The sequence below is a fragment of the Nautilia lithotrophica genome, from assembly GCF_054656815.1.
In genome coordinates this window covers 721,732-746,473 of sequence record NZ_BAAHXN010000001.1, presented here as the reverse complement: position 1 = coordinate 746,473, position 24,742 = coordinate 721,732, and the positions used below count along the sequence as shown (strand labels likewise).

20 protein-coding genes and 1 pseudogene are annotated in these 24,742 nt (G+C 29.8%); 13 read left to right on the top strand and 8 right to left on the bottom strand.

Annotation, left to right across the window (positions count from 1 at the left end):
* Positions 1-17: 17 nt before the first annotated feature.
* The 9 genes from purE to waaA all read left to right on the top strand — a co-directional run bounded on the left by purE (position 18) and on the right by waaA (position 6,916).
* Complete coding sequence (gene purE, locus ACYQ19_RS03820; RefSeq protein ID WP_459978096.1) at positions 18-515, top strand: 5-(carboxyamino)imidazole ribonucleotide mutase; 498 nt, start codon at positions 18-20, stop codon at positions 513-515.
* Positions 515-976 (top strand): DUF3972 domain-containing protein, encoded by a 462-nt coding sequence (locus ACYQ19_RS03815; RefSeq protein WP_459978095.1) that lies wholly within the window; start codon positions 515-517, stop codon positions 974-976. Before purE ends, ACYQ19_RS03815 begins: the two co-directional genes overlap by 1 nt.
* A gap of 90 nt (positions 977-1,066) precedes the next feature.
* Positions 1,067-1,306 (top strand): glutaredoxin family protein, encoded by a 240-nt coding sequence (locus ACYQ19_RS03810; RefSeq protein WP_459978094.1) that lies wholly within the window; start codon positions 1,067-1,069, stop codon positions 1,304-1,306.
* On the top strand, positions 1,303-2,160 hold the full coding sequence (locus tag ACYQ19_RS03805; protein WP_459978093.1) for a damage-control phosphatase ARMT1 family protein: 858 nt from the start codon (positions 1,303-1,305) through the stop codon (positions 2,158-2,160). Before ACYQ19_RS03810 ends, ACYQ19_RS03805 begins: the two co-directional genes overlap by 4 nt.
* Before the next feature lie 9 nt (positions 2,161-2,169).
* On the top strand, positions 2,170-3,015 hold the full coding sequence (glyQ, locus tag ACYQ19_RS03800) for a glycine--tRNA ligase subunit alpha (protein ID WP_459978092.1): 846 nt from the start codon (positions 2,170-2,172) through the stop codon (positions 3,013-3,015).
* Between the two features lie 11 nt (positions 3,016-3,026).
* Entirely contained in the window at positions 3,027-4,211 is a 1,185-nt protein-coding gene (locus ACYQ19_RS03795) for a hypothetical protein (RefSeq protein WP_459978091.1), read from the top strand.
* Between the two features lies 1 nt (position 4,212).
* A complete protein-coding gene (locus ACYQ19_RS03790) occupies positions 4,213-4,938 on the top strand; it encodes a Nif3-like dinuclear metal center hexameric protein (RefSeq protein ID WP_459978090.1) in 726 nt (241 codons plus the stop codon).
* A gap of 119 nt (positions 4,939-5,057) precedes the next feature.
* Positions 5,058-5,783 carry a zinc ribbon domain-containing protein gene (locus ACYQ19_RS03785; protein WP_459978089.1) on the top strand — a complete coding sequence of 242 codons (726 nt, stop codon included), beginning with the start codon at positions 5,058-5,060 and terminating at the stop codon, positions 5,781-5,783.
* A 2-nt stretch (positions 5,784-5,785) separates the two neighbouring features.
* Positions 5,786-6,916: a lipid IV(A) 3-deoxy-D-manno-octulosonic acid transferase gene (gene waaA, locus ACYQ19_RS03780; protein ID WP_459978088.1), complete on the top strand. Its 1,131-nt coding sequence runs from the start codon at positions 5,786-5,788 to the stop codon at positions 6,914-6,916.
* On the opposite strand, the gene ACYQ19_RS03775 is transcribed toward waaA, so the two are convergent.
* Positions 6,894-7,319: a hypothetical protein gene (locus ACYQ19_RS03775; RefSeq protein ID WP_459978087.1), complete on the bottom strand. Its 426-nt coding sequence runs from the start codon at positions 7,317-7,319 to the stop codon at positions 6,894-6,896. The two genes, waaA and ACYQ19_RS03775, sit on opposite strands and share 23 nt — an antisense overlap.
* A 65-nt stretch (positions 7,320-7,384) precedes the next feature.
* Between ACYQ19_RS03775 and ACYQ19_RS03770 the strand changes: the two genes are divergently transcribed.
* From ACYQ19_RS03770 to ACYQ19_RS03760, 3 genes are read left to right on the top strand one after another with little or no spacing between them, the layout of a single operon-like run.
* Positions 7,385-7,675: a DUF167 domain-containing protein gene (locus ACYQ19_RS03770; RefSeq protein ID WP_459978086.1), complete on the top strand. Its 291-nt coding sequence runs from the start codon at positions 7,385-7,387 to the stop codon at positions 7,673-7,675.
* On the top strand, positions 7,662-9,299 hold the full coding sequence (locus ACYQ19_RS03765) for a DNA polymerase/3'-5' exonuclease PolX (protein WP_459978085.1): 1,638 nt from the start codon (positions 7,662-7,664) through the stop codon (positions 9,297-9,299). Before ACYQ19_RS03770 ends, ACYQ19_RS03765 begins: the two co-directional genes overlap by 14 nt.
* 11 nt (positions 9,300-9,310) lie before the next feature.
* Positions 9,311-10,606, top strand: coding sequence for a diguanylate cyclase domain-containing protein (locus ACYQ19_RS03760; RefSeq protein ID WP_459978084.1), 1,296 nt, complete (start codon positions 9,311-9,313; stop codon positions 10,604-10,606).
* On the opposite strand, the gene ACYQ19_RS03755 is transcribed toward ACYQ19_RS03760, so the two are convergent.
* From ACYQ19_RS03755 to ACYQ19_RS03730, 6 genes and pseudogenes are all read right to left on the bottom strand, one after another.
* A complete protein-coding gene (locus ACYQ19_RS03755) occupies positions 10,592-12,361 on the bottom strand; it encodes a motility associated factor glycosyltransferase family protein (protein ID WP_459978083.1) in 1,770 nt (589 codons plus the stop codon). The two genes, ACYQ19_RS03760 and ACYQ19_RS03755, sit on opposite strands and share 15 nt — an antisense overlap.
* Positions 12,362-12,405: 44 nt before the next feature.
* Positions 12,406-14,970, bottom strand: coding sequence for a flagellar hook-basal body complex protein (locus tag ACYQ19_RS03750; protein ID WP_459978082.1), 2,565 nt, complete (start codon positions 14,968-14,970; stop codon positions 12,406-12,408).
* A gap of 47 nt (positions 14,971-15,017) precedes the next feature.
* Positions 15,018-16,946: a flagellar hook-basal body complex protein gene (locus tag ACYQ19_RS03745; protein WP_459978081.1), complete on the bottom strand. Its 1,929-nt coding sequence runs from the start codon at positions 16,944-16,946 to the stop codon at positions 15,018-15,020.
* Between the two features lie 13 nt (positions 16,947-16,959).
* On the bottom strand, positions 16,960-17,631 hold the full coding sequence (locus tag ACYQ19_RS03740; RefSeq protein WP_459978080.1) for a flagellar hook capping FlgD N-terminal domain-containing protein: 672 nt from the start codon (positions 17,629-17,631) through the stop codon (positions 16,960-16,962).
* A gap of 353 nt (positions 17,632-17,984) precedes the next feature.
* Positions 17,985-19,340: a flagellar hook-length control protein FliK gene (gene fliK, locus ACYQ19_RS03735; RefSeq protein ID WP_459978079.1), complete on the bottom strand. Its 1,356-nt coding sequence runs from the start codon at positions 19,338-19,340 to the stop codon at positions 17,985-17,987.
* A gap of 286 nt (positions 19,341-19,626) precedes the next feature.
* Positions 19,627-20,970 (bottom strand): annotated as a pseudogene (locus ACYQ19_RS03730) (methyl-accepting chemotaxis protein); the annotation flags it as partial.
* Positions 20,971-21,256: 286 nt separating this feature from the next.
* Here ACYQ19_RS03730 and typA point away from each other — a divergent pair.
* Positions 21,257-23,065 carry a translational GTPase TypA gene (gene typA, locus ACYQ19_RS03725; protein WP_459978078.1) on the top strand — a complete coding sequence of 603 codons (1,809 nt, stop codon included), beginning with the start codon at positions 21,257-21,259 and terminating at the stop codon, positions 23,063-23,065.
* A 383-nt stretch (positions 23,066-23,448) separates the two neighbouring features.
* Here typA and ACYQ19_RS03720 read toward each other — a convergent pair whose 3' ends face one another.
* The gene (locus ACYQ19_RS03720) at positions 23,449-24,606 is read right to left on the bottom strand and encodes a TsoY family (seleno)protein (protein WP_459978077.1); all 1,158 of its coding nucleotides are present in this window, start codon (positions 24,604-24,606) and stop codon (positions 23,449-23,451) included.
* Between the last annotated feature and the right edge of the window lie 136 nt (positions 24,607-24,742).

Here is a 24,742-nt window from a genome sequence, read left to right as displayed (position 1 = left end):
TAAATGAAGGAGATATTATGAGGTTTATATCAATACTTATGGGAAGTAAGAGTGATTATGAAATTATGAGGGAAGCTGTAAAAGTATTGGAAAAATTTCAAATTCCTTATGAACTTATCATAACATCTGCGCACAGAACGCCTGATAGAACACATAGTTATGTAAAAGAGGCAGAAGAGAGAGGATGTAAGGTATTTATATGCGGTGCCGGGATGGCGGCTCATTTAGCAGGTGTGGTTGCTTCTCTTACTACAAGACCTGTAATTGGTGTGCCAATGCCTACAGGAATGATGGATGGGCTTGATGCGCTTCTATCAACAGTTCAAATGCCTGGGGGTATGCCTGTTGCTACTCTTGCTGTAGGTAAAGCAGGTGCTAAAAATGCTGCATATTTGGCTCTTCAAATACTTGCAAACAATGATGACGAACTTAAAGCAAAACTTGAAGAAGACAGAGTTGCCGGGGCTAAAAAAGTTGAGATGGATTCAAAAGAAGTAGAAGTAAGAATAGACTGATGCAAACCTGGCTTACATTAGAAGAGTTTTGTAAATTAAGCGGGAAAAGTAAATCCGAAGTCATTAAGGCATGTAAAGACAAAGAATTAAAATGTAAAAAAAACGACGGGGTTATTTTTATTGAAATAGAATCTTTAGCAAATGCGATTGTTCCTGTTGAAGAGTTAAAAGTAATTGAAAAAAATAATGATATTGCCGAAAGAACAATCGGAATGCTTTTAACTCTTCATGAAAAAGTTTTAATGAGTAAAGATGAAACCATTAATGCATTAAAAGAGGAAAATGATTTTTTGAAAAATTCTATTTATTCAATTCAAGAAGTTTATGAAGATTCGCAAGAAACCATTAAACGACTTCAAAAACAGCTTGAAATTTGTCAGCAGGAATTAGAATTTTGCAGGAAAAAATATAAACTTATGTGGGGAAAAGTGCTGAAAAAAGAAAATGAAAAAGAGCAGTAAAAGCAAGAGAAGTAAGAGAAGTAAGAGGAAGTAAAAGAAGTAAGAAGAAGATAATAGATATAAAAGTTTATAATTTTTAAAGGAGGGTTGATGAGCGCTAAAAGAGTTGTTTTGTTTACTGCTCCTGGATGTGTATGGTGCACAAAAGCGGAGCAGTTTTTCAGAAAAAACAAAATCAAATACAGAAAAATTGATATTTCTAAAGATACAAAAGCGGCTAAAGATTGTGAAAGACACGGCTGCAGGGGTGTGCCTGTAATATTAATCGGAAACAGGTGGATATGCGGTTTTAATGAACCTGTAATTAAAAGGGAGCTTGGAATTAAATGAATATAAGCAGGGAATGTTATGTTTGTATTTACAAACAGACGCTTAATTTAACAAAACGTTTGGATTTGGATGAAAAAACAGCCTCTTTTATACTAAGGGAAGTTGCTAAAATTTTAAGTAAATATGATTTAAACATTACACCGCCGGAAATTGCGGCGGAAGTATATAATTTTATATCGGAAACGACTAAAATTAACGATCCTTTTTTCAAAGAAAAAAGAGAAGCAATTAAAGAAGCTTTGAAATTTAAAGAACTGCTTGTTCAAAAGTTAGAAAAGTCGGAAGAAAAGCTTTTTGATGCATGTAAAATTGCAGTAGCAGGCAATGTAATAGATTTAGGTGTTCATCAGGAATATAATCTTGAAGAGGAAATAAAAAACATTTTTGAGATTAATTTTAAACATAACGATTACAACATTTTTATTGAAAAATTAAAAAAAGCAAAAAATATAGTGTATCTGGCCGATAATGCCGGTGAAAATGTTTTTGACGAAATTTTGATAAAAGAATTAAAAAACTATGTATCTGAAATATACTATTTTACAAGAGGAAAACCGGTCATAAATGATATTACTATAAATGATATATCCGGACTTGAAATTGAAAATTTTGCATATATTGTAAACAGCGGTGTTCCCACACCCGGATTTCACTTAAAATACGCAAATGATAAAGCAAAAGAGCTTTTTTATAATGCTGATCTTGTAATAAGCAAAGGAATGGGGAATTTTGAATGTCTGTTTGGTGAATGCTCAAGGGAAGTGTTTTATCTTTTTAAAGTAAAATGTGAAGTAGTGGCGAGAGCTTGCAGTTCTGATGTTGGTGATTATGTGTTCTTAAAAAATGATAAATAAAGGATGAATATGTATTTTAGTGATTTATTATTAAAACTTCAGGAATTTTGGAAAAACAAAGGATGTAATATCGTAATGCCTTACGATTTTCCAAGTGGGGCAGGGACGTTTCATCCGGCAACGCTTTTAAGAAGTCTTGACAAAGGGCCTTGGAATGTTGCGTATGTTGCCCCAAGCCGCAGACCTACTGACGGAAGATACGGGGAGAATCCTAACAGGCTTGGAAGTTATTATCAGTTTCAGGTGATAATGAAGCCAAGTCCGGATAACATACAGGAAATGTATTTAGAAAGCCTTGAATTTTTAGGTCTAAATTTAAAAGAGCATGATGTAAGATTCGTAGAAGATAACTGGGAGAGCCCGACTCTCGGTGCGTGGGGACTCGGATGGGAAGTATGGCTTGACGGGATGGAAATCACCCAGTTTACATATTTCCAGCAGGTTGGGGGATTAAAAACTTTCCCGGTGCCTGTAGAGATTACATACGGAACGGAAAGACTTGCAATGTATCTGCAGGGCGTTGATAATGTATATGACATAAAATGGAATGAAAATACAACTTACGGGGATATGCATAAAAGAAGCGAGTTTGAATTTTCCAAATACAATTTTGAAGTGGCAAATGTTGAAATGCTTTTTAGGTGGTTTGAAGACGCAAGGGCAGAAGCGAAAAGATGCCTTGAAGCAAAACTTCCTCTTCCGGCTTACGATTATACGATTTTAGCTTCTCACATATTCAACGTGCTTGATGCAAGAAAAGCGATTTCCCAGACTGAGAGACAAAACTATATCTTAAAAATAAGAGAACTTGCAAAAGGTGTCGCGGAAACATATGTAGGAATAGATGAAAAATAAAGGAGATTAAGATGAAAAAGGGGGTGTTTTTTTTAATATTTGCTTCTTTTCTTTTTGCCAACTCTTTAAAATTAATTTATTCAACTTCTACAAACTCTCTTAAAACAATTGATTTTCAGAAAAAGACACTTTTATATGCAACGATAAAGAATATTTATTTTTACAGCTTATTGACTGAAAAAACAATTAAAAAACATATTGATAATATCATTAAAGCGAAGTTATGTGATGATGCGGAAAAGATTATTGTTTTAAATAAATTTGATGGTGTTAAAATTTATGACAGAAATTTTAATTTGTTAAAAAAAATTGTGGGTAATTATAAAAATTTTTTCTTTAATAAATATTTATATTTAATTAAAAATGAATATATAGAGATTTATGATGTTTTTGATTTTAATTTCATAAAAAAAGAAAAAATTCCTAACATAGAATCAGTTGATTTTAAAAGCACAGAATATGGTGATTATATATTAATAGCTACTCGTGATGGTATTTACATTAAAGATTTTAATAATTTTGATCGTTCTTTTAAAATTCAAATACAATCCGGTATGAAAATAAAAAAAATATTATTTGTCAATGATTCGAAATTTTTGATTTTTGCGAATGGTAAAGTATATATTTATAATTTAAATGGAAAGAAAGTTCAGACAATTGATTTAGGATATGAAAAGATTAAATCAGTTTTTGTCAATGATGAAAAGATTTATATAACAAATGGTTCTAAAATTTATGTTTATGAATATTTTTCAAAATATAAAATTACACAAACATATAACATAAAACCGGTTGATATTATTGATATTGTATCGGATAATGAATATATTGTTGTTGGCGGCAAATATAATGTATTCGTATATCAGATGGAAGATTCAAGCTTTACAACGGAAAAAACAGATACCGATGTAAACATAACAAAATCCGTTAACGAATATTTAAAAATAGATGTATTGCCAAGATTTGGAAACGCACCACTGGAAGTAGTGCTAACATTTGATTATAACTTTGAGAGTGATAAAATAAAAAGTTTAAAAATAACATTTGACAATAATACATATGATATTGTTGATAAAAAAATCAAAGAATTTAATTATGTTTTTGAAAAACCAGGCATTCATAAAATAGAAGTTTTTATGCAGACCGATTCGAAAACTTTTAATAAAACAATATACGTAAAAGTGGAAAAGGAATAGTATGAAGTTAAAAAAAATTTATGATTTTTTAAATGAAATAAGCCCTTTTGAGTTACAGGAAGAATGGGATAACAGCGGTCTTTTAGTAGGGAGTTTTGATAATGATATTAAGAAGGTTTATTTAACGCTTGATTTGGATGAGGATATAATTGAGAATGCGGATGAAAATTCGTTAATAATAGCACACCATCCTCTGATATTTAAACCTCTTAAAAACGTTGTGCCAACTTCTTTTTCGACGAAACTTTTGATAAAGCTTATACAAAAAAATATCTCTTTTATAGCAATGCATACAAATTTTGACAAAACCCATTTAAACAAATATGTGGCAGAAGAAATTTTGGGACTTAGAGGTGAAAGTTTTGATTTTATTTATACGGCTGAGGTTAATAAGCCTTTTGATGAATTTGCAAAACTTGTAAAAGAAAAATTTCAAATAGAGTGTCTAAAAGTCGTGAAATGTAAAGATTTTATTAAAAATGTAGCATTAACAACAGGTGCCGGAATGTCACTTTTGCCTTTTGTTAAAGCTGATCTGTTTTTAACCGGTGATATAAAATATCACGAAGCCATGGATGCCAAAATCAGAGGAATATCTCTTATGGATATAGGGCATTTTGAAAGTGAAAAGTTTTTTGTAGAAGTTTTATTTAAGGATATTAAAGATTTAGAAGTTGAAATTATTAAAACAAATTCAAAAAATCCTTTTTCTGTATTAAGCAATTAAGCAGAAAATTTAGTAAGTGGATTAGTAGTTAAGTTATATTTACTTAAATTTTCACTACTTATCTACTTCACAACTTACATACTTATTTATGTTATAATTCCACTTAAAAAAGGCATGAAATGAATAAATTTCTTGAGCAGTTGATAGAGTTAAATAGGCTTGAAAGAAAACTTAAAGAACTTGAACCTGTAGAAGCTGGGATAAAAGCTCCTTTACTTAAACTTGAAAATCAAAAGAATTTGTTAGAAGAGAGACTTGAAAAATTAGAAGAGGAAATTAAAAACATTAAACTTAAAAGAGGTAAAAACGAATTATTAATAGCTGAACTTAAAGAAAAACTTCAAAATATAGAAGAAAAGCAGTCTAAAGTAAAAAGCGAAAAAGAGTTTAAAGCACTTCAAATAGAAGAGGAACTTGCACGCGAACAGATTGAGGTTGCAAATGAAGAAATTGCAAAATTTGAAAAACAGCTTGAATTAAAAGAAGAAGAAAAAAAATCAATCCAAGAAGAAATAGAGAAAATAGAGGCTGAAATTACGATACTGAGTATGGATGTGGCAAAGAAACTTGAAACAGTCGAAAAACAGAAAGAAGAAATTTATAAAGCAAAAGAAGAATTAATTAAAAAAATGAGCCCTAAAATTTATGCCTTTTACGAAAAAATTAAAAGATGGGCTGGAATCACAGCTGTAACACCTGTTAAAAAACAGGCATGCACAGGTTGTAATATGAAAATAAATGACAAAATATTCTCAGAAGTTATTAAGGGTGAAGAAATCGTAACTTGTCCACACTGCGGTAGAGTTTTATATATAGAAGATGAAGATAAAGTAAACGAAGAATAAAAGTGTTTTTTGCCTTTTATTATATTCTATCGTTATTTTTATATTTAATTTCTCTTCCTTTTTTACTTATTCTAACTTTTAAATCAAAATATAAAAAATCCATACCTGCAAGATTTTTTTTATACAAAAATCCTCCTTTTAAGGAAAAGAGATATTGGTTTCATTCATGTTCGCTCGGTGAAACGAAAGCATTAAAACCAGTAATGGAACAATTTGAAAAGATAAATTTAAGCGTCATAACCAACACCGGGTATGAAGAAGCTTTAAAATATAAAAATGCTGATGTTAGATTTTTACCATATGAAATATTTTTGCCATTTTGGATAAAACCATGCAACGCGTTAATAGTTATGGAAGCGGAACTATGGTATATGCTTTTTTTTATAGCAAAAAAAAGATGTGAAAAAACAATTTTATTAAATGCAAGAATCAGTGAGAAAAGTTATCCCAAATATTTAAAATTCAGGTGGTTCTATAAAAAAATATTTGAAAATATAGATCTGGTTTTGGCTCAAAGTGATACAGATAAAAAGAGACTCATAACTCTGGGTGCAAAAAATGTAAAAGTTGTAGGTAATATCAAAACATATTTTAATCCTAAAATAACGACTAAGTATATTAAAAACAAACCTTTAATTGTAGTTGCTTCTACACATGCAAATGAGGAAAAGGCTATATTGGATCAATTGCCTCTTGATGAGTTTCAGGTTGTTGTGGTTCCAAGACACCCGGAAAGATTTGACGAAGTGCATAAAATTATGGAAAATTACGGAAAAGTGGAAAGAATAAGTGATATATGTAATGAAAATAAACAATGTAAATTAAATGGAAATTTGATTTTAATGGATAAAATGGGAGAACTTGTTAATTTATATGCAGTATGCGATATTGTAATTTTAGGCGGAAGTTTTGTTGATAATGTGGGAGGACATAATCCTATTGAAGCTGCATACTTTAATAAACCTATAATAAGCGGAAAGTATGTTTTTAATCAAAAAGCTTTATATAATGAGGTTGAAGGAATTGTGATTTGTGAAATTAATGAAATAAAAGAAAATTTAAAAAGTGCACGACCAACGTCGATAAAAAACAGAGTGGATATAAATAATATTATTTCTTTAATTGTTGAATAATTTTATCCATATCAATATATTTGCTGTATCCTTTTACCGCTTTTAGGACATTTTTATTTAGCATAATTTCGGCAGCGGCAATTTTTCCTAATACATTAAAACTTTTCGTCATTCCGCCAGGTTCGTATTTTAAAACTTCGGAAGCTTCTTTTTTGCAATCTTTTGTCAAGAGCCTTTTAAAAAGCCCCGCTACTTGTTTATTGTAATCATCTACTACTTGCGGGGTAACTTTTGAGAGATTTTTTAATTCGGGATATTGTGATAAAACTACAAACATCCATTTTGCAAGTAATATCCTGTCACTTGATGATGTATTATTTACAAAGCATTCAGATAATTTTTGGGTAAATATACCTGCGTTTAAAATTATACTTAAGGACAATAATACAAGTAGCTTTTTCATTCGGTTTCCTTTTAAGTTTTTTAAATTATAACACCTAATATGATAAAATAAAAAAAAGGAGTGAAATGTTTGAGGTAAAAAATGGAAAAATATATTTAAAAGTCAAAGCCCAGCCTAATTCTTCGAAAAATAAAATTGCCGGAAAATATGCGGATAGTCTGAAGATAAATATAAAAGCACCGGCCGTTGAGGGAGCGGCAAATAAAGAATTGATTAAATTTATTAGTAAAGAGTTTAAAACAGCAAAAAGCGATATCCAAATAAAAGGTGAAACAAGCAAACAGAAAATTTTAATACTCCCTTTTAGAGACGATATAATTAAAAAATTAGAGGAATTTAATAATGATAACCAATAAACAAATAGCTGACATGTTGGCAAAAACGGCTGATTTGTTGGAAATAAAGGGTGAAAATCCTTTTAAAGTCAGAGCTTACAGAAATGCGGCAAGGATTTTGGAAAATTCCGCAAAAGATTTTTATAAATTGGTAAAAGAAGGTTTTGATTTAACTAAACTGCCGGGAATTGGACATGATTTAAGCGAATATATAAAAGAGATAGTTAATACCGGAAAATTTCATAAATTAGAAGAACTTCAAAAAGAGATTCCAGAGGGGGTTGTAGAACTTTTAAGCATAGAAGGTTTGGGTCCTAAAAGAGTAAAAATGCTTTATGAAAATTTCGGTATTAAAAATATGGAAGATCTTAAAAAGTATGCATTTAGCGGTGAGCTTGAAAAACTCCCGGGATTTGGACCTAAATTAATTGAAAAAATTTTAAAAGGCGTTAAACAACTTAAAAAAGCGGGGATTAGATTTTTATGGGCGGATGTCGAAGATATTGCTTATGAATTGAAAAACTATCTTGAAGATTTTGATGATGTCGAAATAGTGGATATTGCCGGAAGTTTTAGAAGAAAAAAAGAGAGTGTCGGTGATTTGGATATTTTGGTAATTGCTAAAGATTATCCTAAAGTGAGTGATTATTTTGTTAAATTTCATAAAGTTAAGGAAATATATTCCAAAGGGCTTACACGATCAACCGTTTTTTTGGAAAATGACTTACAGGTTGATTTAAGGGCAGTTGCTAAAGAGAGTTATGGTGCGGCGCTTCATTATTTTACCGGTTCTAAAGCTCACAATATCGAAATAAGAAAATTGGCTATTCAAAAAGGTCTTAAAATAAATGAATACGGCGTATACAGGGGTAATGAAAGAATCGCTTCATTAAAAGAAGAGGATGTATATAAAAGCGTGGGGCTCGAATATGTGCAACCGGAACTCAGAGAAAACAGAGGGGAAATAGAAGCGGCAAAAATGAAAAAACTTCCTAAACTTATTGAATACAATGATTTAAAAGGTGTTTTTGAATATGTAAAAAGCATAAATGATATAAATAACGCAGTATTGACTGCCGCTAAACATAATTTTGAGTATATTATCTTAAATTTAGATATATCAAATTCAGTTGAACTTTTAAACCATACAAAAGCGCTAAAAAGCGAAATCAAAATAATTACGGCTGTTAACGTTGTTATTGATAAGAGTGGCAATATTCCGAATGACAAAATTTTTGATTCGATTGATTTGGTAACAGGAATTATGAGTGAATATAGTCTTGATAAAGAAACCCAAACTAAAAGATATATTAAAGCATTACAAAATCCTATACTTAAAATTTTATTAAGACCCAGTTTAAGAGAGGTATTAAAAAAAGATGAAGTTGATATTGATTGGGATTTGGTTTTTGAAGAGGCCAGAGAAAATAAAAAAGTTTTAGAGATTAATTCAAATCCTATATATTTGGATTTGAGTGACGTATTGATAAAAAAAGCCGTTGAGAAAAATTGTATGTTTTTATTAAGTAATTTTAAAAATGATTACAAATACGGGTTATATCAGGCTAGAAGAGGATGGTGTGAGAGAGATAATCTTATAAATACTTATGATTACAAAAGGATTAAAAAATTTTTCGGATTATAAACATTACAATCATGATATTATTTTTTTGTGTTGTTTATGCAAATGAAAAAATTGTAGTTGTAACAACCTATAAATGGGAACCTTTTAATATGATAAAAAATAACAGGTTAGAAGGGATAGGAATAGATTTTTGGAGACTGGTTGCTAAAAAAGCCGATATTAATTATACATTTAAAATTATGGAAAACTGGAATGAAGTTTTAGATGAAATAAAAAATTCAAAAGCCGCTTTAACCGTCAGCACTGATAAAACTGATGACAGAATGATTTATTCGGTTTTTTCAAAGCCATATGTGAAATATCCTTTAGTAATTGCTACAAAAAATAATATCGGATTTATTTTTGATATAGAATATTTAAAAAATAAAAAAATAGCTGTTGGTAAAAATTTTACGGCAGCAAAATTAATGCTAAAAGAATATCCATATATGCAATATGTTTATGTAAAAGATACAGATGAAGCTTTGAAAATGGTAAAAGAAGGAGATGTTTTTGGAGCAATTGATATTTTGCCGGTAATAGCTTATAAAATAAATAAATATGAATTTAATAATTTAAAAATTTCTGGTCAAATTCCTATCGATTTTCAAGTTCGTTTTATGCTTTCCAAGAAGTATGAATATTTACTACCCAAAATAAACGATGCAATAGATAAAATTAATTATAAAGAAAAACAAAAAATTTATGAAAAATATATTACTACAAATACTAAGTTATTTTTGACATCAAATGAAATACTTTTTTATTTTCTAATTTTTATAAGTTTCATAATAATTATCATGCTTTGGATTTATACTCTTATTTATGAATTAAGGGAGTTGAAAAACAGAAAACATAACGATTATTATCTGTTTTGCGATAGATTAACCGGAATATTTAACAAGGAAAGTGCAATAGAAAATATAGAAAAGAAATTAAAAAATAATGAACACTTTTCTATTATTATGTTTGATATAAATAGTTTTAAAAACATCAATAGATTTTACGGACATCAGTTTGGTGATATAACTCTATTGGAACTTGTTTCTTGTATTAAGTCTATTTTAAGTCAAGATGAAATTTTTGCAAGAATTAAGGGTGGAACATTTGTAATTATCTTAAAAGAAACTGAAAAAAAAGCGTGTGAAAAAGCAAAATATATTATGAAAGCTTTAGAAAATTTTGAATTTAGTATAGTAAAAAATATAAAATGCACATTTGTTGTAAAAACAATATTTCCTTCAACTTTAAATGCTGAAGACATATTATATAAATTGGAAAATGAATTGCGAAAATGTAAAAAAAATAATCAATTATTTAGGTGTTAAGTTTTTTGGAAAAAAAGAAGAAATTTTTATTGAATCCAATAATATTGTAAAATCTTTTTTTGATAGTTTATGGGATAAGATATAAATATTAAACAGATAATGAAACATACTACCTTTTAATATTTTAATTTCCGGGTTGTTATTGGATTTTAATACGTCTTCTAAAAAATCTATTACTCCGGTTATTTCTTTTAAATTGTTTGTTTTATGTTTTAAAGAAGATTCCACTTGTTTTAAAACAGATATAAAATTTAAAGGAATGTTTTGTTCTTTGGAAAAAGAGAAAGTTGATACAATATCTTTGATATAGTTATTTTTGTTTATTTTTGGAAGAGTTTTGTCTTTAAGAGGTGTGCTATACTCAATATAAGCTCCATCGCTTAAATTATAAACTTTTAAATTTAAAGCTTTGATCATATTTTCTATTTTTCTTTTGGATGAGAGAAGCAGTGAATCAGTATAAATGTCGTTACTGAAATTTCCTTTAATTTTAATTCCTGATTTGGCTATATCGTCTTTATTGTCGTAATAGCTGTTTTTTGTATGTTTTCTTTCATTCAATCTAAATCCCAAATCCATTCCACATAAATATATTTCATCAGTGAACATACTTGCAAATGCAAAGCCGCTATTTCCGACTATTGGTGATGAACCTATTAAAATATTTTTATCAGCCAGCGTAAATCCTTCTCTTACATATATTAACGGCTTTTTGGCATATTTAAATACTTCCGGGTTTACGACACTTGCACCTAAGAAATAGCCTTGATATTTTTTTAGAGGTTCTTTTAAAATTTCTTTTAGTAGATCTATTCTTTCCTGTTCGATGTGAAAATCGCTTTGAATTCCTTCAGTTAACAAAGGATTAATTGCGGTTCCAACACTTATAATAATCATTGAGTTTTGATTTTTTTTAATAAATGGTAAGTTTTTTTCCAAACTTTTTCCGTTAGCAACTATGCAAAATGGAATATTTAGTTTTTTTGGTGATGTAAATATTGGAAATTTGTTAATATTCTTAAAATGGTTTTCTACACCTTTTTTTTCATCTTCAAAGGTTCCCCAGCCTCTGAATTTGGATATTCTTATTTGTTCAAACTTTTCTTTCGCATCTGAAATTAAAGGATGGCTGTAAGATGTGTAAATAAGATTTAAAAAACTTGAAGTGACAATTCTTTCGTAAAAAAATTTTTCAATGGCATAATAATCCAGTGTGCCGTTAACCCATAAAAAAAATCTTTGGCCAAGTTTTTTATAAATATACTTATAATCTACAAAATACAAACTAATTGCAAAAAATTCCGGATTAGGTTCATATACAAACAAGGAATGAAATGAGTAGTTTTTTACCAGCAGATCTAAATGTTTTCCTGATAATAAGCCAAAAATTGCCGTAGAAGGTAAAAAATCTTTGTCAAAATAAAATCCTTTATTATTGTAAGAAGGAAAGTTTTTAGCTTTTTTAATTAGTTCATTTATCGCTTTGCCTGTATGTGGGAATTCGTTTTCATTCCAGTGTATTGGATTAATTACGGCAAATTTTCGTTCCCATAAATTATTGTGGGTAGGTGTATTTGCTATTTTTTTTGAATCTTCTATAATTGAGTTTGGATAGATTTTTTCTTGTGTGTAAATATTTACGATATTATCATTAATTATTTTGTAATTTTTTGATTTTATGTTTTTAATTAAATTGTAATATTCCGGAAGGTTGTTATAGAAAAATTTTATATTTTTTTCGAAAAGTTTATGCATTATAACTCCGCTAAAAATCAAAAGATTTTTAGCGAATTATATCATTATTGTTTTAATTGTAAGAGAGTATTTAACATTTGATCAGATGTAGTAATGGTTTTTGAGTTAGCCTGAAAACCTCTTTGAATTACGATTAACTGAGTTAAACTTCTACTTAAATCAACGTTACTCATTTCAAGAGAGCTTGGTTGTATCGAACCTCTACCGCCTGTTCCTGCTGTTCCTATGATAGGTTCACCGGAATTAGGTGAAGCACTAAATAGTGTGCCTCCTTCACTCATTAACCCTTCGTTATTTACAAATTTTGCAATCGCTACTTGAGCTAAAGAGTAGCTTCTACCATTTGTAAAGACTCCTATAACTGTTCCTGTCTGATCAACAACAAGTTGCTGTAAATCACCTCCAGGATATCCATCCTGCGTTTGCCCACTTGTAGCACTTGGAGCTTCAAATGACGTAATTCCGTCGAATTTACCCATTGTTCCAAAATCAAGCTGAATTGCCTGACCTGTTGATGATCCGTTGTTTGGATTAAATATTAAACTTGGAGGATTGTATGAATTTATACTTCCATCCGGGTTGAATTTAACATATCCGTATGCAGGTTGGTCTAATGTGCTTGGTGCCGGAACTTCGGCATACCATTTCCAAACCGTTGGATCGTTTGGATTTTCAGATGTGTGTGTTTTTCTGAAATGTAAAGTTAATGTGTGTTTACTTCCAAGTGAATCAAATACATCTATGCTTGTTGTATGCACAGCGGCATTCATAGCTTGTGTAAGTGTTATACCACCTGCCGCAACACTTCCATTTATTGGTGAAAAAGCATCAGTGAAAAGCTGATTGTCTTTTTCATCATCAGGATATCCACTAACATCTATATTAAATGAGTTTGAAGAAGTATTTTTAATTGTTAACTGCCCATCATCATTTATTGAAACAATTCCGCTATTACCGGTTGTAGAGTTTAAAGGATCTCCACTTGCATCGACCGCTAATTGCCATATATAAGCTAAATCTTGTATATCATGAAAATAATAAACATCATTTTTTAAGAATTCATTAGTAGAAGTTCCATTTGCTAATGGTTCAAATATATTTTGCAAATTTTGAAGTGCTGTTGTTGTTGCAGCATTACCAGCTGAATCATAAACTTGAACACCAGTAATTACATCGTTGGTTTCAGTAATTTTTCCATTTTCAAATTTTATAGTGTCATCTAAATTTCTATTTGTTATATCATTTTGTAATAAACAACACAAATCATCTATTGTTTGAAAATCTTTACCATAAGTGTATGAAACAGTGCTACCATCGGAAAAAGTGAATGTAATATATTGATTTGTATTAAAAAATGCTCTTTCTTTATTTGAATCATATGTCCAATGCAATCCTTCCATAGAATCACTTGTAATAGGATCAGTTGGTTGATATTTTCCTGTAGCGGTTCCACATCCTTCTGTTTCATTTATAGGAGTTTGAGAATATATAAATTTTCTTGTTTCTCCAAGACCATTTATATTTACTTTAATTCCTTGTCCGTCTTCAAGGTTAAACGCATCACCATTTGCGTTAAAAAGTTCTCCGACATCATCGGCACCGATAAAGCTGTTTTGTGTGGCTTTTATTGATTCAGTTGTTGTTGCAGGGCCGTCAAGTGCTTTAAAAATATTTTCAAGAGTTGCATTTGTAGATGAAAGAGCATCTTCAGTTTTTATTCTGTTTTGAGGATCAACAATTTGTCCATTCCCATTTAAATATACTTGATATTCTGATGCAGATGCAGTTCCTGTAGTGTCTTTTATAATTTCATTAATTTCATCTAAAAGATCTTTTATTGTAGTAAATTTTCTATCCGTATCAGTTTGACTTGTTCCATAAGTAAAAGTGAATACTTCTGTAGCGGTATCGATTGTGCCATCATTATTAGCATCAATTGCTAAAGTAATTTTATCTACATCAGGAGTTAGTTGTATTTTTTCACCATTTGCATTATATAGCCCATTAAAATCTGCCGTTTGGTCTACTGTAGGCTTTGTGCCACTCATTTCTGTAATGTGGTCACCACTATTTAAATTTGCTTTTATAGAAATTTTACTCGTAGGATTTGCAGGAGTAGTTAGTCCTGGTGGAATTGAGATTGGTTTTACACCGCTTGCTGTATCAATTGTATGAGTTTCTGGATCTGCCAACCATCCTTGAACTATATATCCGTTAGGATCTACAAAGTTGCCGTTTGCGTCAAAAGTAAAATCACCAGCTCTTGTATATCTATATGTTTTTCCACCATCACCACTAACTACAAAAAATCCATCGCCATTTATGGCCATATCAGTATTTTTATCAGTATTTTGAATACTTCCTTGTTTAAACATTGTTTCAACAGCACTTACACTTGTTCCAAGCCCAATTTGTAGGGAGTTTTTACCACCTAGATCTCCTTGTGGAGCAGTAGCGCTTTTAACTGTTTGACTTAACAGGTTTTGAAAGTTTGTTCTGCTGTATTTAAATCCGACCGTATTAACGTTTGCAATATTATTTGCTTCGACATCCATTGCAATCTGATGAGCGTTAAGTCCGCTGACTCCGCTCCATAAACTTCTCATCATGACGTTGTCCTTTAGAGTTTTTGTTTTTCAAGCAATTATCGTTCCGATTATCCTTTTTTCATATCAATTGCTCTTTGTATCATCTGATCACTTGTAGTTACCGTTTTTGCAGCACTTGAAAATGCTTTTTGAGTTATAATCAATTCCGTCATAGCCTGTGAAAAATCTACATTTGAAGATTCTAAAGTGTTTGAGATTATTTGACTCTCAGGTATATAATTGCCATTTTGGTCCGTATATAACAATGCTTTGTTTGAATTATCTGTTTGTTTGAATAAATTTCCACCCAAACTTTCAAGTCCTTGATCGTTTTGAAAATGGAAAATAGGAATTTGTCCTAAGATAGCCATTTGTCCATTGGAAAAAAGTGCTTGAATTTGTCCGTTTTTATCAATCTGATAATTTTGTAAAAATCCTTTTTCTACTCCGTTTTGTGTAAAGGAATATGATGTTGCTAAGTCTGTTTTGTTATAAGATGTCATATTAAAATTTAATGTTATGTTTTGTGGTGATGTAATGGTGACTGAATTTGGAGATAATAATTGTCCGTTTGAATCAAAGATCATTTCGAAATTTTGTGTGCCAATTACATTAGAATCAGGATCAAGCACCGAAACTACGCCGTTCCATATTATTTGATTATTTAAAACTTTTTGTTTTGTAAAACTTATTGACAAGGTGTCTTTTTGTCCGTTAGCTTCAATTATATTACCGCCGAAACTTTGAGTGTTTGTTAAAAAATCATAACTTTTTGCACTTGTTCCTGCATAAATTTCATTTCCGAGTCTTCCTAAATTACTCATAAACAAATCATTTGAAGTTTCAGTATTTAATGCATAGGCGTTTATAGTTTTAAATGAGTTATTATCAATACAAATTCTACCTTCATCATCCAAATATACATTTGTATCATTAGGATAAGCACTATTGGCTAAATTTTGAATAATGTTGTCAAAGTCTTGAATAGTAGAAAAATCGTATTGGTTTTGAGGTTCTGATCGGTATGTTAATTTTGCTGCAGCAATATTTGGCAAAAGTTCGTTTTGTGAAATTAATATAATTTGATTGGGATCTGAAATTTTAATTCCATTATCGGTAATTTCATTCATTATACCGGCATTATCGAATGCATTTTTGAAAGCTTGCTGAATTTCTTCTTTTGTAGAGCCATCAGGCAGGTCAATATTAAAATCAATTCCATTAAGAGTAAAGTTATATACAACATTATTACCATCTAATTCATCATCTGTAATACATAATTCAGTAGATAAAAGATTGTTGTCATAAACGGCTGGATTACCAAATCCAAAAACTAATGAATCACCTTCTCTTATTTTTAAATCCTGTCCATCTTTGGAGTATAAAGCGCTAAAATCACTTTGCGTTTTAGCAGGTTTAGTTGTTGTAATAACATCCGCATCATTCAAATTTGATGTTAAAGTTGCTTCCGACGTTGCCACTGCCGGTAAAATTACATTATTTGGAAGTGAAATAGGAGTCATTTGCGTGTTTTGTGAAATTAAATTGTCAGTGTTTATACTTCTGTTTACAAAATAAGAGCCATCAGAATTTTGTATTAAATTATTTGCATTTGCAACCAAAAGGTAATTTCCATTGTCATCTACTAAAAACCCTTCGGCATCTCTTTTGAATGAGCCAGTTCTTGAGTAATAAGTATCATTATGTCTTTTAACAGCAAACCATCCTTCACCGCCAATGGAAATATCAAAAGGATTGTCAGTATTTATTAAACTACCTTGCTTTAAATTTATTGCAGTTGAAGATAATTTGCTACCCATTCCGATATCTGAATATATAGGGTTTGAATTTAAAGTATCGGAAAAGAGTGTTGAAAATTCCGGAATTTGTTCTTTGTATCCGGTAGTGTTTATATTTGCAATATTATTACCCCATATATCAATTCCGTATTGAAAACTTTTAAGCCCGGTAATACCATTATAAAATGAAGTGGTCATTATCTTCCTTTAATTAATCCTGCCATTCGTAAATTTCTTGTATTTCACTAAATGGTAAATAGTTGCTTCCGAGTTTTGCATATGGAAGGCCATTTTCAAATCTGACAGATTCTATAGGATATGCGCCTAAAGCTGTTGATAAAGTTTTTCCATCAGGTGTCGTATATTCTGCGGTTACTTCATAACTATCACTTGGAACTCTTTCTCCATTATCACCAATCAAATCCCAGTCAAAATTTAATACACCTTTGGTATGTGCTTCTAAAGGAAATGTTTTTACTATGTTTCCATTTTTGTCTTTAATAATTACATTACCGCTTGTTATGTCATCACCGAAATAAAGATCAAAATTTACATTTTGATCTTCATCTGTTACATTTACATATCTGTATCCCGTATCAGCCATTTTACCAATAGCCGAAAGAGTGCTAAACTGGCTTGTGGTTGATAATACATTTGAAAGATTATCAAGCGATTTTTGCATATTGTCATTCATTTCCATAGTTGAAAGATACGCCGTTTGTTCGAGCATTTTGTCTGTATCCATTGGGTCTGTAGGATCTTGCATTTGAAGTTCTGCTAAAAAAAGTTTCATAAATGCGTCTTTGTCAAGTTGAGAATCAGGGTTATATACATAGTCACTACTTGAAGTTGTTGTGGTGTTTGTTACGCTTGTTACAGCCATGGTAAGCCTTTTTTTTCAAATAAAGCAATTATTGTTCCGTTTTATTGTGAAAGTATGAAAAAGTTGAAAAATAAAAGCGTAAAAAAAATCGATTGAGAATTAAAAGAAGAGGTTCAACTAAATCGTAAAATTTATAGCGCGCAGAGAGAATTTAGAATTAAAATATTGCCAGACTATATAAATTTATCTCATACCTATTTCTAAATTAAAAAAATTTTTAACTTTAGTAACTTTAAAACCTTAAAAACTAAAATAAACTAATAACTATACAAAATAATCATAATATAACCCTATTAAGCAATATACTAATTAACTTTACTACCTTTTAACTAACTTCAATTAACATTAATAATTTAAGCATATTGATAAGGAATTTCGATAATAAGTTCATCATTTTCTTCATTGGAATTATTTGCAAATTTTTGGTTTTGTCTGTATTCTTTATTACCTTGCTGTTGATTTTGATTAAAACTCATATTTACATCCGTAAATCCCATATTAATTAAATTTTGGCGCAATTCCTGTTGTGCCGAATGCATAAAACTTATCGCCGTATTATTAGAATTTATTTGAATTTGCAGGTTGTCACCTCTGTGAACAATGGTTATATCAACTTTTCCAAGCTCTTTTGGATGTAATTCAAGAGATAATTTTGAAATTGGAGGTTTATAATTATCAATTGCTTCTTTTAAATTAGAAGTAAAATTTTTAATTGTTTCTTTTGCTTTATGAATGTTTTGTTTTAAAGTATTAAGATCAAAATTGTTAATATTAATAGTATTATTATGAGTTGTAGTTTCATGGTTTTTAATATTATGTTTTTGGTGCATTAATTCAGTTTGTTGTGAATTGTCTGATTCAACTTTTTTAATTAAATCTTGAAGAATATTATTTTTATCAGTGTTGTTTTTAATAGTTTCTTGTGGTATATGGTTAATGTTTTTTGATATCGTATTGATTTGTCGAGGGTTTATTTTATTTTTTGGCAATTGAAATTTGAAACCATTTGAATTTGCTTCGTTTTTTTTATCTTTAAAGTGAGCAATGATAATTTTACTGATATTTAAATTTTTTTTATTGGCAAAATTTACTAAATCTTTAAAAGATTTTATTTCTTTAAAAGTTTGAATATCTATTTCTGTAAGTTTAATTTTTTCAAAAGAAATTTTAGATTCTATTATTTTTTTAGTAAAAGTTACTATTTTCTGTTCTAAATGTGTAGAGTTTATATAAAGGTTGTTTAAAAAATTAATTTTATCATCTGTAATATTTTCTTGGGGTTTTTTTAAATTTTGTTTGATATTTGTTTGTAGTATTTTTGAAAATTCTTTATTTGGTATTTCTGAAACGATTAATTTTTGTAAAATATTTTCTGGTTCAATAATTTCTTTATTTTCTAATGGTATTTTTATGTTTTTCTTTTCAGTGGATTTTAATGAAGTTTCTTTAAGGCTATTTTTGATTTTTTCCAAAAAATTTATTAGTTTCTGGGATTCAAAAATTTGATTTTTATGATTTTTTTCTAAATAAGTTTTAATGGATTTTATTTCTTTGTCAGTAATATTTAAGCTTTTAAATAAATCTATAATTTTTTCAGGCTCTTCTTTGTATGTTTGAAGTAAGTTTAATAAAAAATTATCTTTTTTTGGTGTGTTTTTTATGTTTTTGGTATCACTTATATTTAAAATCAAGCTTTCTATAATAGACATGCAAGAACCTTTTTTAAGGTTCAAGCAAATAATGTTCCTAAGCTTTAAATTTTTCTGTTTCGTTTTTTAATTCAGTGGCTACATTTTCAAGTTCATTTACAATTATTCTTAATTTTTTGGATATGTCTTCAGTTAATTTACTTTCTTTTAATAATCCTTTAGCTGTTTTTATCAATGCTTCAATATTGGAGTTTATTTTTAATGTTTCTTCTTTTGCAATTTTTGCATTTTCTATTGTATTGTTTAATTTTTCCATTGTTTTATTTGTTTCTAAAATTAATTCATCTGTTTGTTTAGTAGTATTTTGAAACTCTTCTACATTTTGCTCAATTGTATGTTGAGCTTGAAGAATTCCTTGAACTATTATGTTGACGCCAGCGTCGATTTCTCCTAATGATTTTTGTGTTCTTTCTGCAAGTTTTCTAACTTCATCAGCAACGACAGCAAATCCTCTACCATGTTCTCCGGCTCTTGCCGCTTCAATCGCAGCATTTAACGCAAGAAGGTTAGTTTGATCTGCAATTTCTTTGATTATTGAGATGATGTCTTTTATTTGATTTGATTGTCCTGCAAGAGTTGTTATTTGGTTAGAAATTTCAATTTCATTGTTTACTTCTTCTTGAATTTTTTTAACTACATCAGAAAGTTTTTGTGTTGTTTGGCTTAAAGTTTTTTGAGTGTTTAGAATATCATCTGTTGTTTTTATTACTTTATCTTCAGCAGAATTAATACTTTCTTGAACTTTTGAAATATACGAATTTAATTCGTCAATCAGTTTGTTTTGAGATTCAACATTTTTTTCAATATTTTCTGCATTTATTGTAATGTTTGAAGTGATTTTTAAAAGTTTGTTGGTAGATAATTTAATTTTGTCGATGATACTTCTTAACTCTGTAATAAATTTATTTATGGCTTTGGCAATTCCTTTAATTTCGTTTGAACCTTTTTCATCTAATTTAATTGTAAGGTCATCATCATTTTTACTTAAAATTGTGGAATATTCAGTTACAGGTTTAATAATGTTTTTTTCAAAATAAATATTAATTGCGATTACTATAATTAAAATAAATAAAATAAGAGCACCAATACCACCAAAAAGCATTATTTTTTGAGTTTTTGATATAGATTTTTTAACTTGAGTCATTGGAACTTCAACTGATACTATTCCTCTAATGTCACCCACTTTATAATTGAATGCAACCGGTCCGTAATCTTTTACAAGAGCGTTATAAAGTGTATCAGGAACATCTTTATGAGGAATACCATGGCATTTTAGACAAGCTTTTTTAATATAAAGAGGTTTTGCGTATCTTATTACTTCTTCACCTTTATCATTTTTTCCAATTTCGTAATATTCAGGAAGTTTTTTTTCTTCAATCAATTTTAATATTCTTTTTTCATTTTCGTTTGGCTTATTTAAAGGATTTCTGTATTTTAATGAAGTTTGTTTAATATAAAAACCACTTTTTTCTGTTACTGTTTTTGCTACATTTCTACCAGAATATGCGGGTGTGCATGCCCATCTGGATACACTTGCGTCTTTTGGCATTACATGAGGTGCTACTTTTGCCATATATCCTCTCATTGCAATCAATTGTTCAGCTGCTTTTCTAGCTTTATCAATGTTTTCTTGTTCGGCTAATTTATAAATTTGATTTTGAATTACAAAATAACCTGGAATTAAAATAGCCATAAAAGTTACAATGATAAGAAGAACTATTTTAAGTTTAGAACTCATTTTCCTCCTTTTTTTTTGACAATTATAAACATTTATTAAATAAAAATGAAATAAATTGTGAAATATAAATATAAATTATTTAATGAATGTAATATTTATGTTATATATATTATAAATGAAACATCTTTTTCAATTATTAGATATAATTTCGAAAAATTTCAATTACTAAAGGCAATTAATGAAAAATATCAGAAATATTGCGGTTATCGCACACGTTGACCACGGAAAAACTACTTTGGTTGACGAACTTTTAAAACAATCAGGAACTCTTGACGAAAGAAAAGAGTTAGGTGAAAGAGTAATGGATTCTAATGATCTTGAAAAAGAAAGAGGAATTACGATTCTTTCTAAAAACACGGCTATTAAATGGGGTGATTATAAAATTAACATTATAGATACTCCAGGACACAGCGACTTTGGTGGGGAAGTTGAGAGGGTTCTTAAAATGGTTGATGGAGTTTTACTTCTTGTTGATGCTCAAGAAGGTGTAATGCCTCAGACAAAATTCGTTGTGAAAAAAGCACTTTCACTCGGACTTAAACCTATCTTGGTAGTAAATAAAATCGATAAACCTGCGGCAGAGCCTGACAGGGTTGTTGATGAAGTATTCGATTTATTCGTAAGTATGGGTGCAAGTGAAGACCAGCTTGAGTTTCCTATTATTTACGCAGCTGCAAAGAATGGGATTGCTAAATGGGAATTAGAAGACAATAATGAAGATATGACTCCAATCTTTGAAGCGATTGTTGAGCATATTCCGGCTCCTACAGGAGAAGAGGATAAACCTCTTCAAATGCAGGTGTTTACTCTTGATTACGACAATTTCGTAGGTAGAATCGGAATTGCAAGAATTTTTAACGGAAAAGTGAAAAAAGGTGAAAACGTTACTCTTGTAAAAGCCGACGGAGAAAAAATAAATGGTAGAATTACTAAACTTTTAGGATTTTTAGGGCTTGAAAGAGTAGAGATTGAAGAAGCAAGTGCTGGGGATATTGTAGCGGTTGCAGGTTTCAGTGCTCTTGACGTGGGTGATACTATTGCTGATAAAGATAATCCTGTTGGACTTGATCCTCTTCATATCGAAGAGCCTACAATCAGTGTAATTATGAGTGTTAATGATTCTCCTCTTGCTGGGACCGAAGGTAAAAACGTAACGGCTCCTAAACTTAGGGACAGATTATTTAAAGAGATGGAAACAAACATCGCTATGAAAATTGAGGAACTTGGTGAAGGTAAATTTAAAGTTTCAGGTAGAGGTGAGCTTCAAATTGCCATTCTTGCGGAAAATCTAAGAAGAGAAGATTTCGAGTTTTCACTTTCACGTCCTGAAGTAATTATCAAAGAAGAAAATGGCGTTAAGTTAGAGCCTTACGAATACGTAGTGGTCGATGTTCCTGAAGAATATAGCGGTGCGGTAATTGAAAAATTAGGAACTCGTGGCGGAATTATGAAAAACATGATGCCGTTATCAGATGGTTCTACAAGAATAGAATTCGAAATGCCGGCTCGCGGACTTATAGGATACAGAGGAGAGTTTATGACTGATACGAAAGGTGAGGGTGTCCTTAACAGCTCATTTTTAGATTTTAGACCGGCTACAACTAAGCCATATACAAGAAAAAATGGCGCGCTTATTTCTATGGAAAATGGCGTGGCTGTCGGATATGCTATATTCAACCTTCAAGAAAGAGGTAGAATGTTTATAAAACCGGGCGATAAAGTATATAATGGTATGATCGTAGGGGAACACAGCAGAAGTAATGACCTTGAAGTTAACCCTATTAAAGGTAAAAACCTTACAAACGTAAGGGCAAGTGGAAGTGATGAAGCAATTAAACTCGTTCCTCCTGTTGAAATGACACTTGAGAGAGCACTTGAGTGGATTGAAGATGACGAACTGGTAGAGGTTACACCGCAGTCTATCAGGGTTAGAAAAAAATATCTTGATCCATCAGTTAGAAAAAGAATGGCTAAAAACAAAAAATAATTCTTTTTCTTTTTTTCATTTTTATCGCTTTTATATTTAGTATTAATATCTGGAACTAATCATTTGATTTTAAGTGTCTGTCACTATAAGTTTTGAGATTAAAACAAGAAAGATTTAAGATTAATTCTATGAAATTATTGAAAAAACGGATTTATAAATCTAATTATAAAAATATTTCATCTCATTAATATGAAAAAATGGATATGTATCTGTTAAGATTATAACTATTTATATAAAGATATGGCTTAGTTGTGTTTTTGATGATATTGATTTCAGACATTAAATGGAAAAAATTGATAGGAACTTAATTTATTTAAATACTTATATTAGAATAAAAATGTTATTTTGTATTTTTATTAAGTATAAAAAGTGAAAAAAGCCTTTTAAAGGCCGAATTTTTTATTTAGTTTTAAAACTGTTTTTACAGTTTTATATTGAACTATCGCAAGTAATGCTATTAATATATAGTGAGCAATTGAGTAATTATCAAATACGCCATTAAATACCAATCCCCAGTGAATAAAAAACATGCCGAAAACGAAAAACGCAACACCAGGACAAATTAACGCATATGTTGCGGGATCTTTTTCATCTGAATGTATATATTTATCAAAATAGTTAACTTTTTTCAAAACTATATAACCAAATGCTCCCATTAAAATTTCAGCAGCAAATGTAAAGCCTGTTAATGTGAAAAGCATCGCTTTTAAATCAGCATCGGCACTAAAGTGATGTCCAAGTCCAAAAGCATCTCTTACAAGAGCAATTCCTACCAATGTAAATATAGGTATTCCTATCCAAAGTGAAGGAGCAGATTTTTCGTCGAGTCCGTTTTTAATAATAGTGTGAAATCCTAAAATAGATTTTAAAATTCCTAAAATAATTGCAGCTCCTAAAAATATAAATGAACAAAAAATACCTATAGCATTCACAGCTTTTATGTGACTCATTGCACCAGGAGCTGCAAAACCTACACCAATCATAGCAAAAGCGAAAACTGATAATAATTGCACAAGGCTATTATTTTCTTCCCATTCTTTATTGCCGTTTAAAATTAAAGGAATAAAATATTCACCAAATATTTTAAATGCGTAAATTCCTACACCCAAGAAAGCTAAAATAGCTATCGGGAACATATATTCAATAATATTCCAAAGTCCAGGAACCAGTGCCGCACCAAGCACGAACATTACGTTAATAGTCATTGCGTATGTTAAAGGAATAGCCATAAAAGAAATTTCTTTTAGAGTTCCTTTCATTTGGTTATATTCTTCGGTTTTTTTAAAATTATTCCATTGTTTTATATTCCATATAAGTAGGGAAATGTGTTTGTATGCAAAATACAAAATTCCAATTAATGCTAAAACAATTCCGACTTTATTAATAACGGAAGTGTTGTTAAAAGTATGAAAAATGTGATCAAACGTTGCTAAAGGGATTCCTTTATGGGGAATTAAAAACAGCAGGTAAACATAAAACGAAACAGTTAAACCGCCTGCACCTAGTGAAGAAAGAAACAAAATAGGTGTATATTTTTTCATTACTATCCTTTTTTTTAGAGAATTATACCAAAAATAGGATATCTTTTCTCTTTTTATCATCGATAATTTTTTCTTATATTGTTAATATTGTAACACTCGTTGTGATAAAATTTTTCAAAAGTTAAAAAGGAGCGGT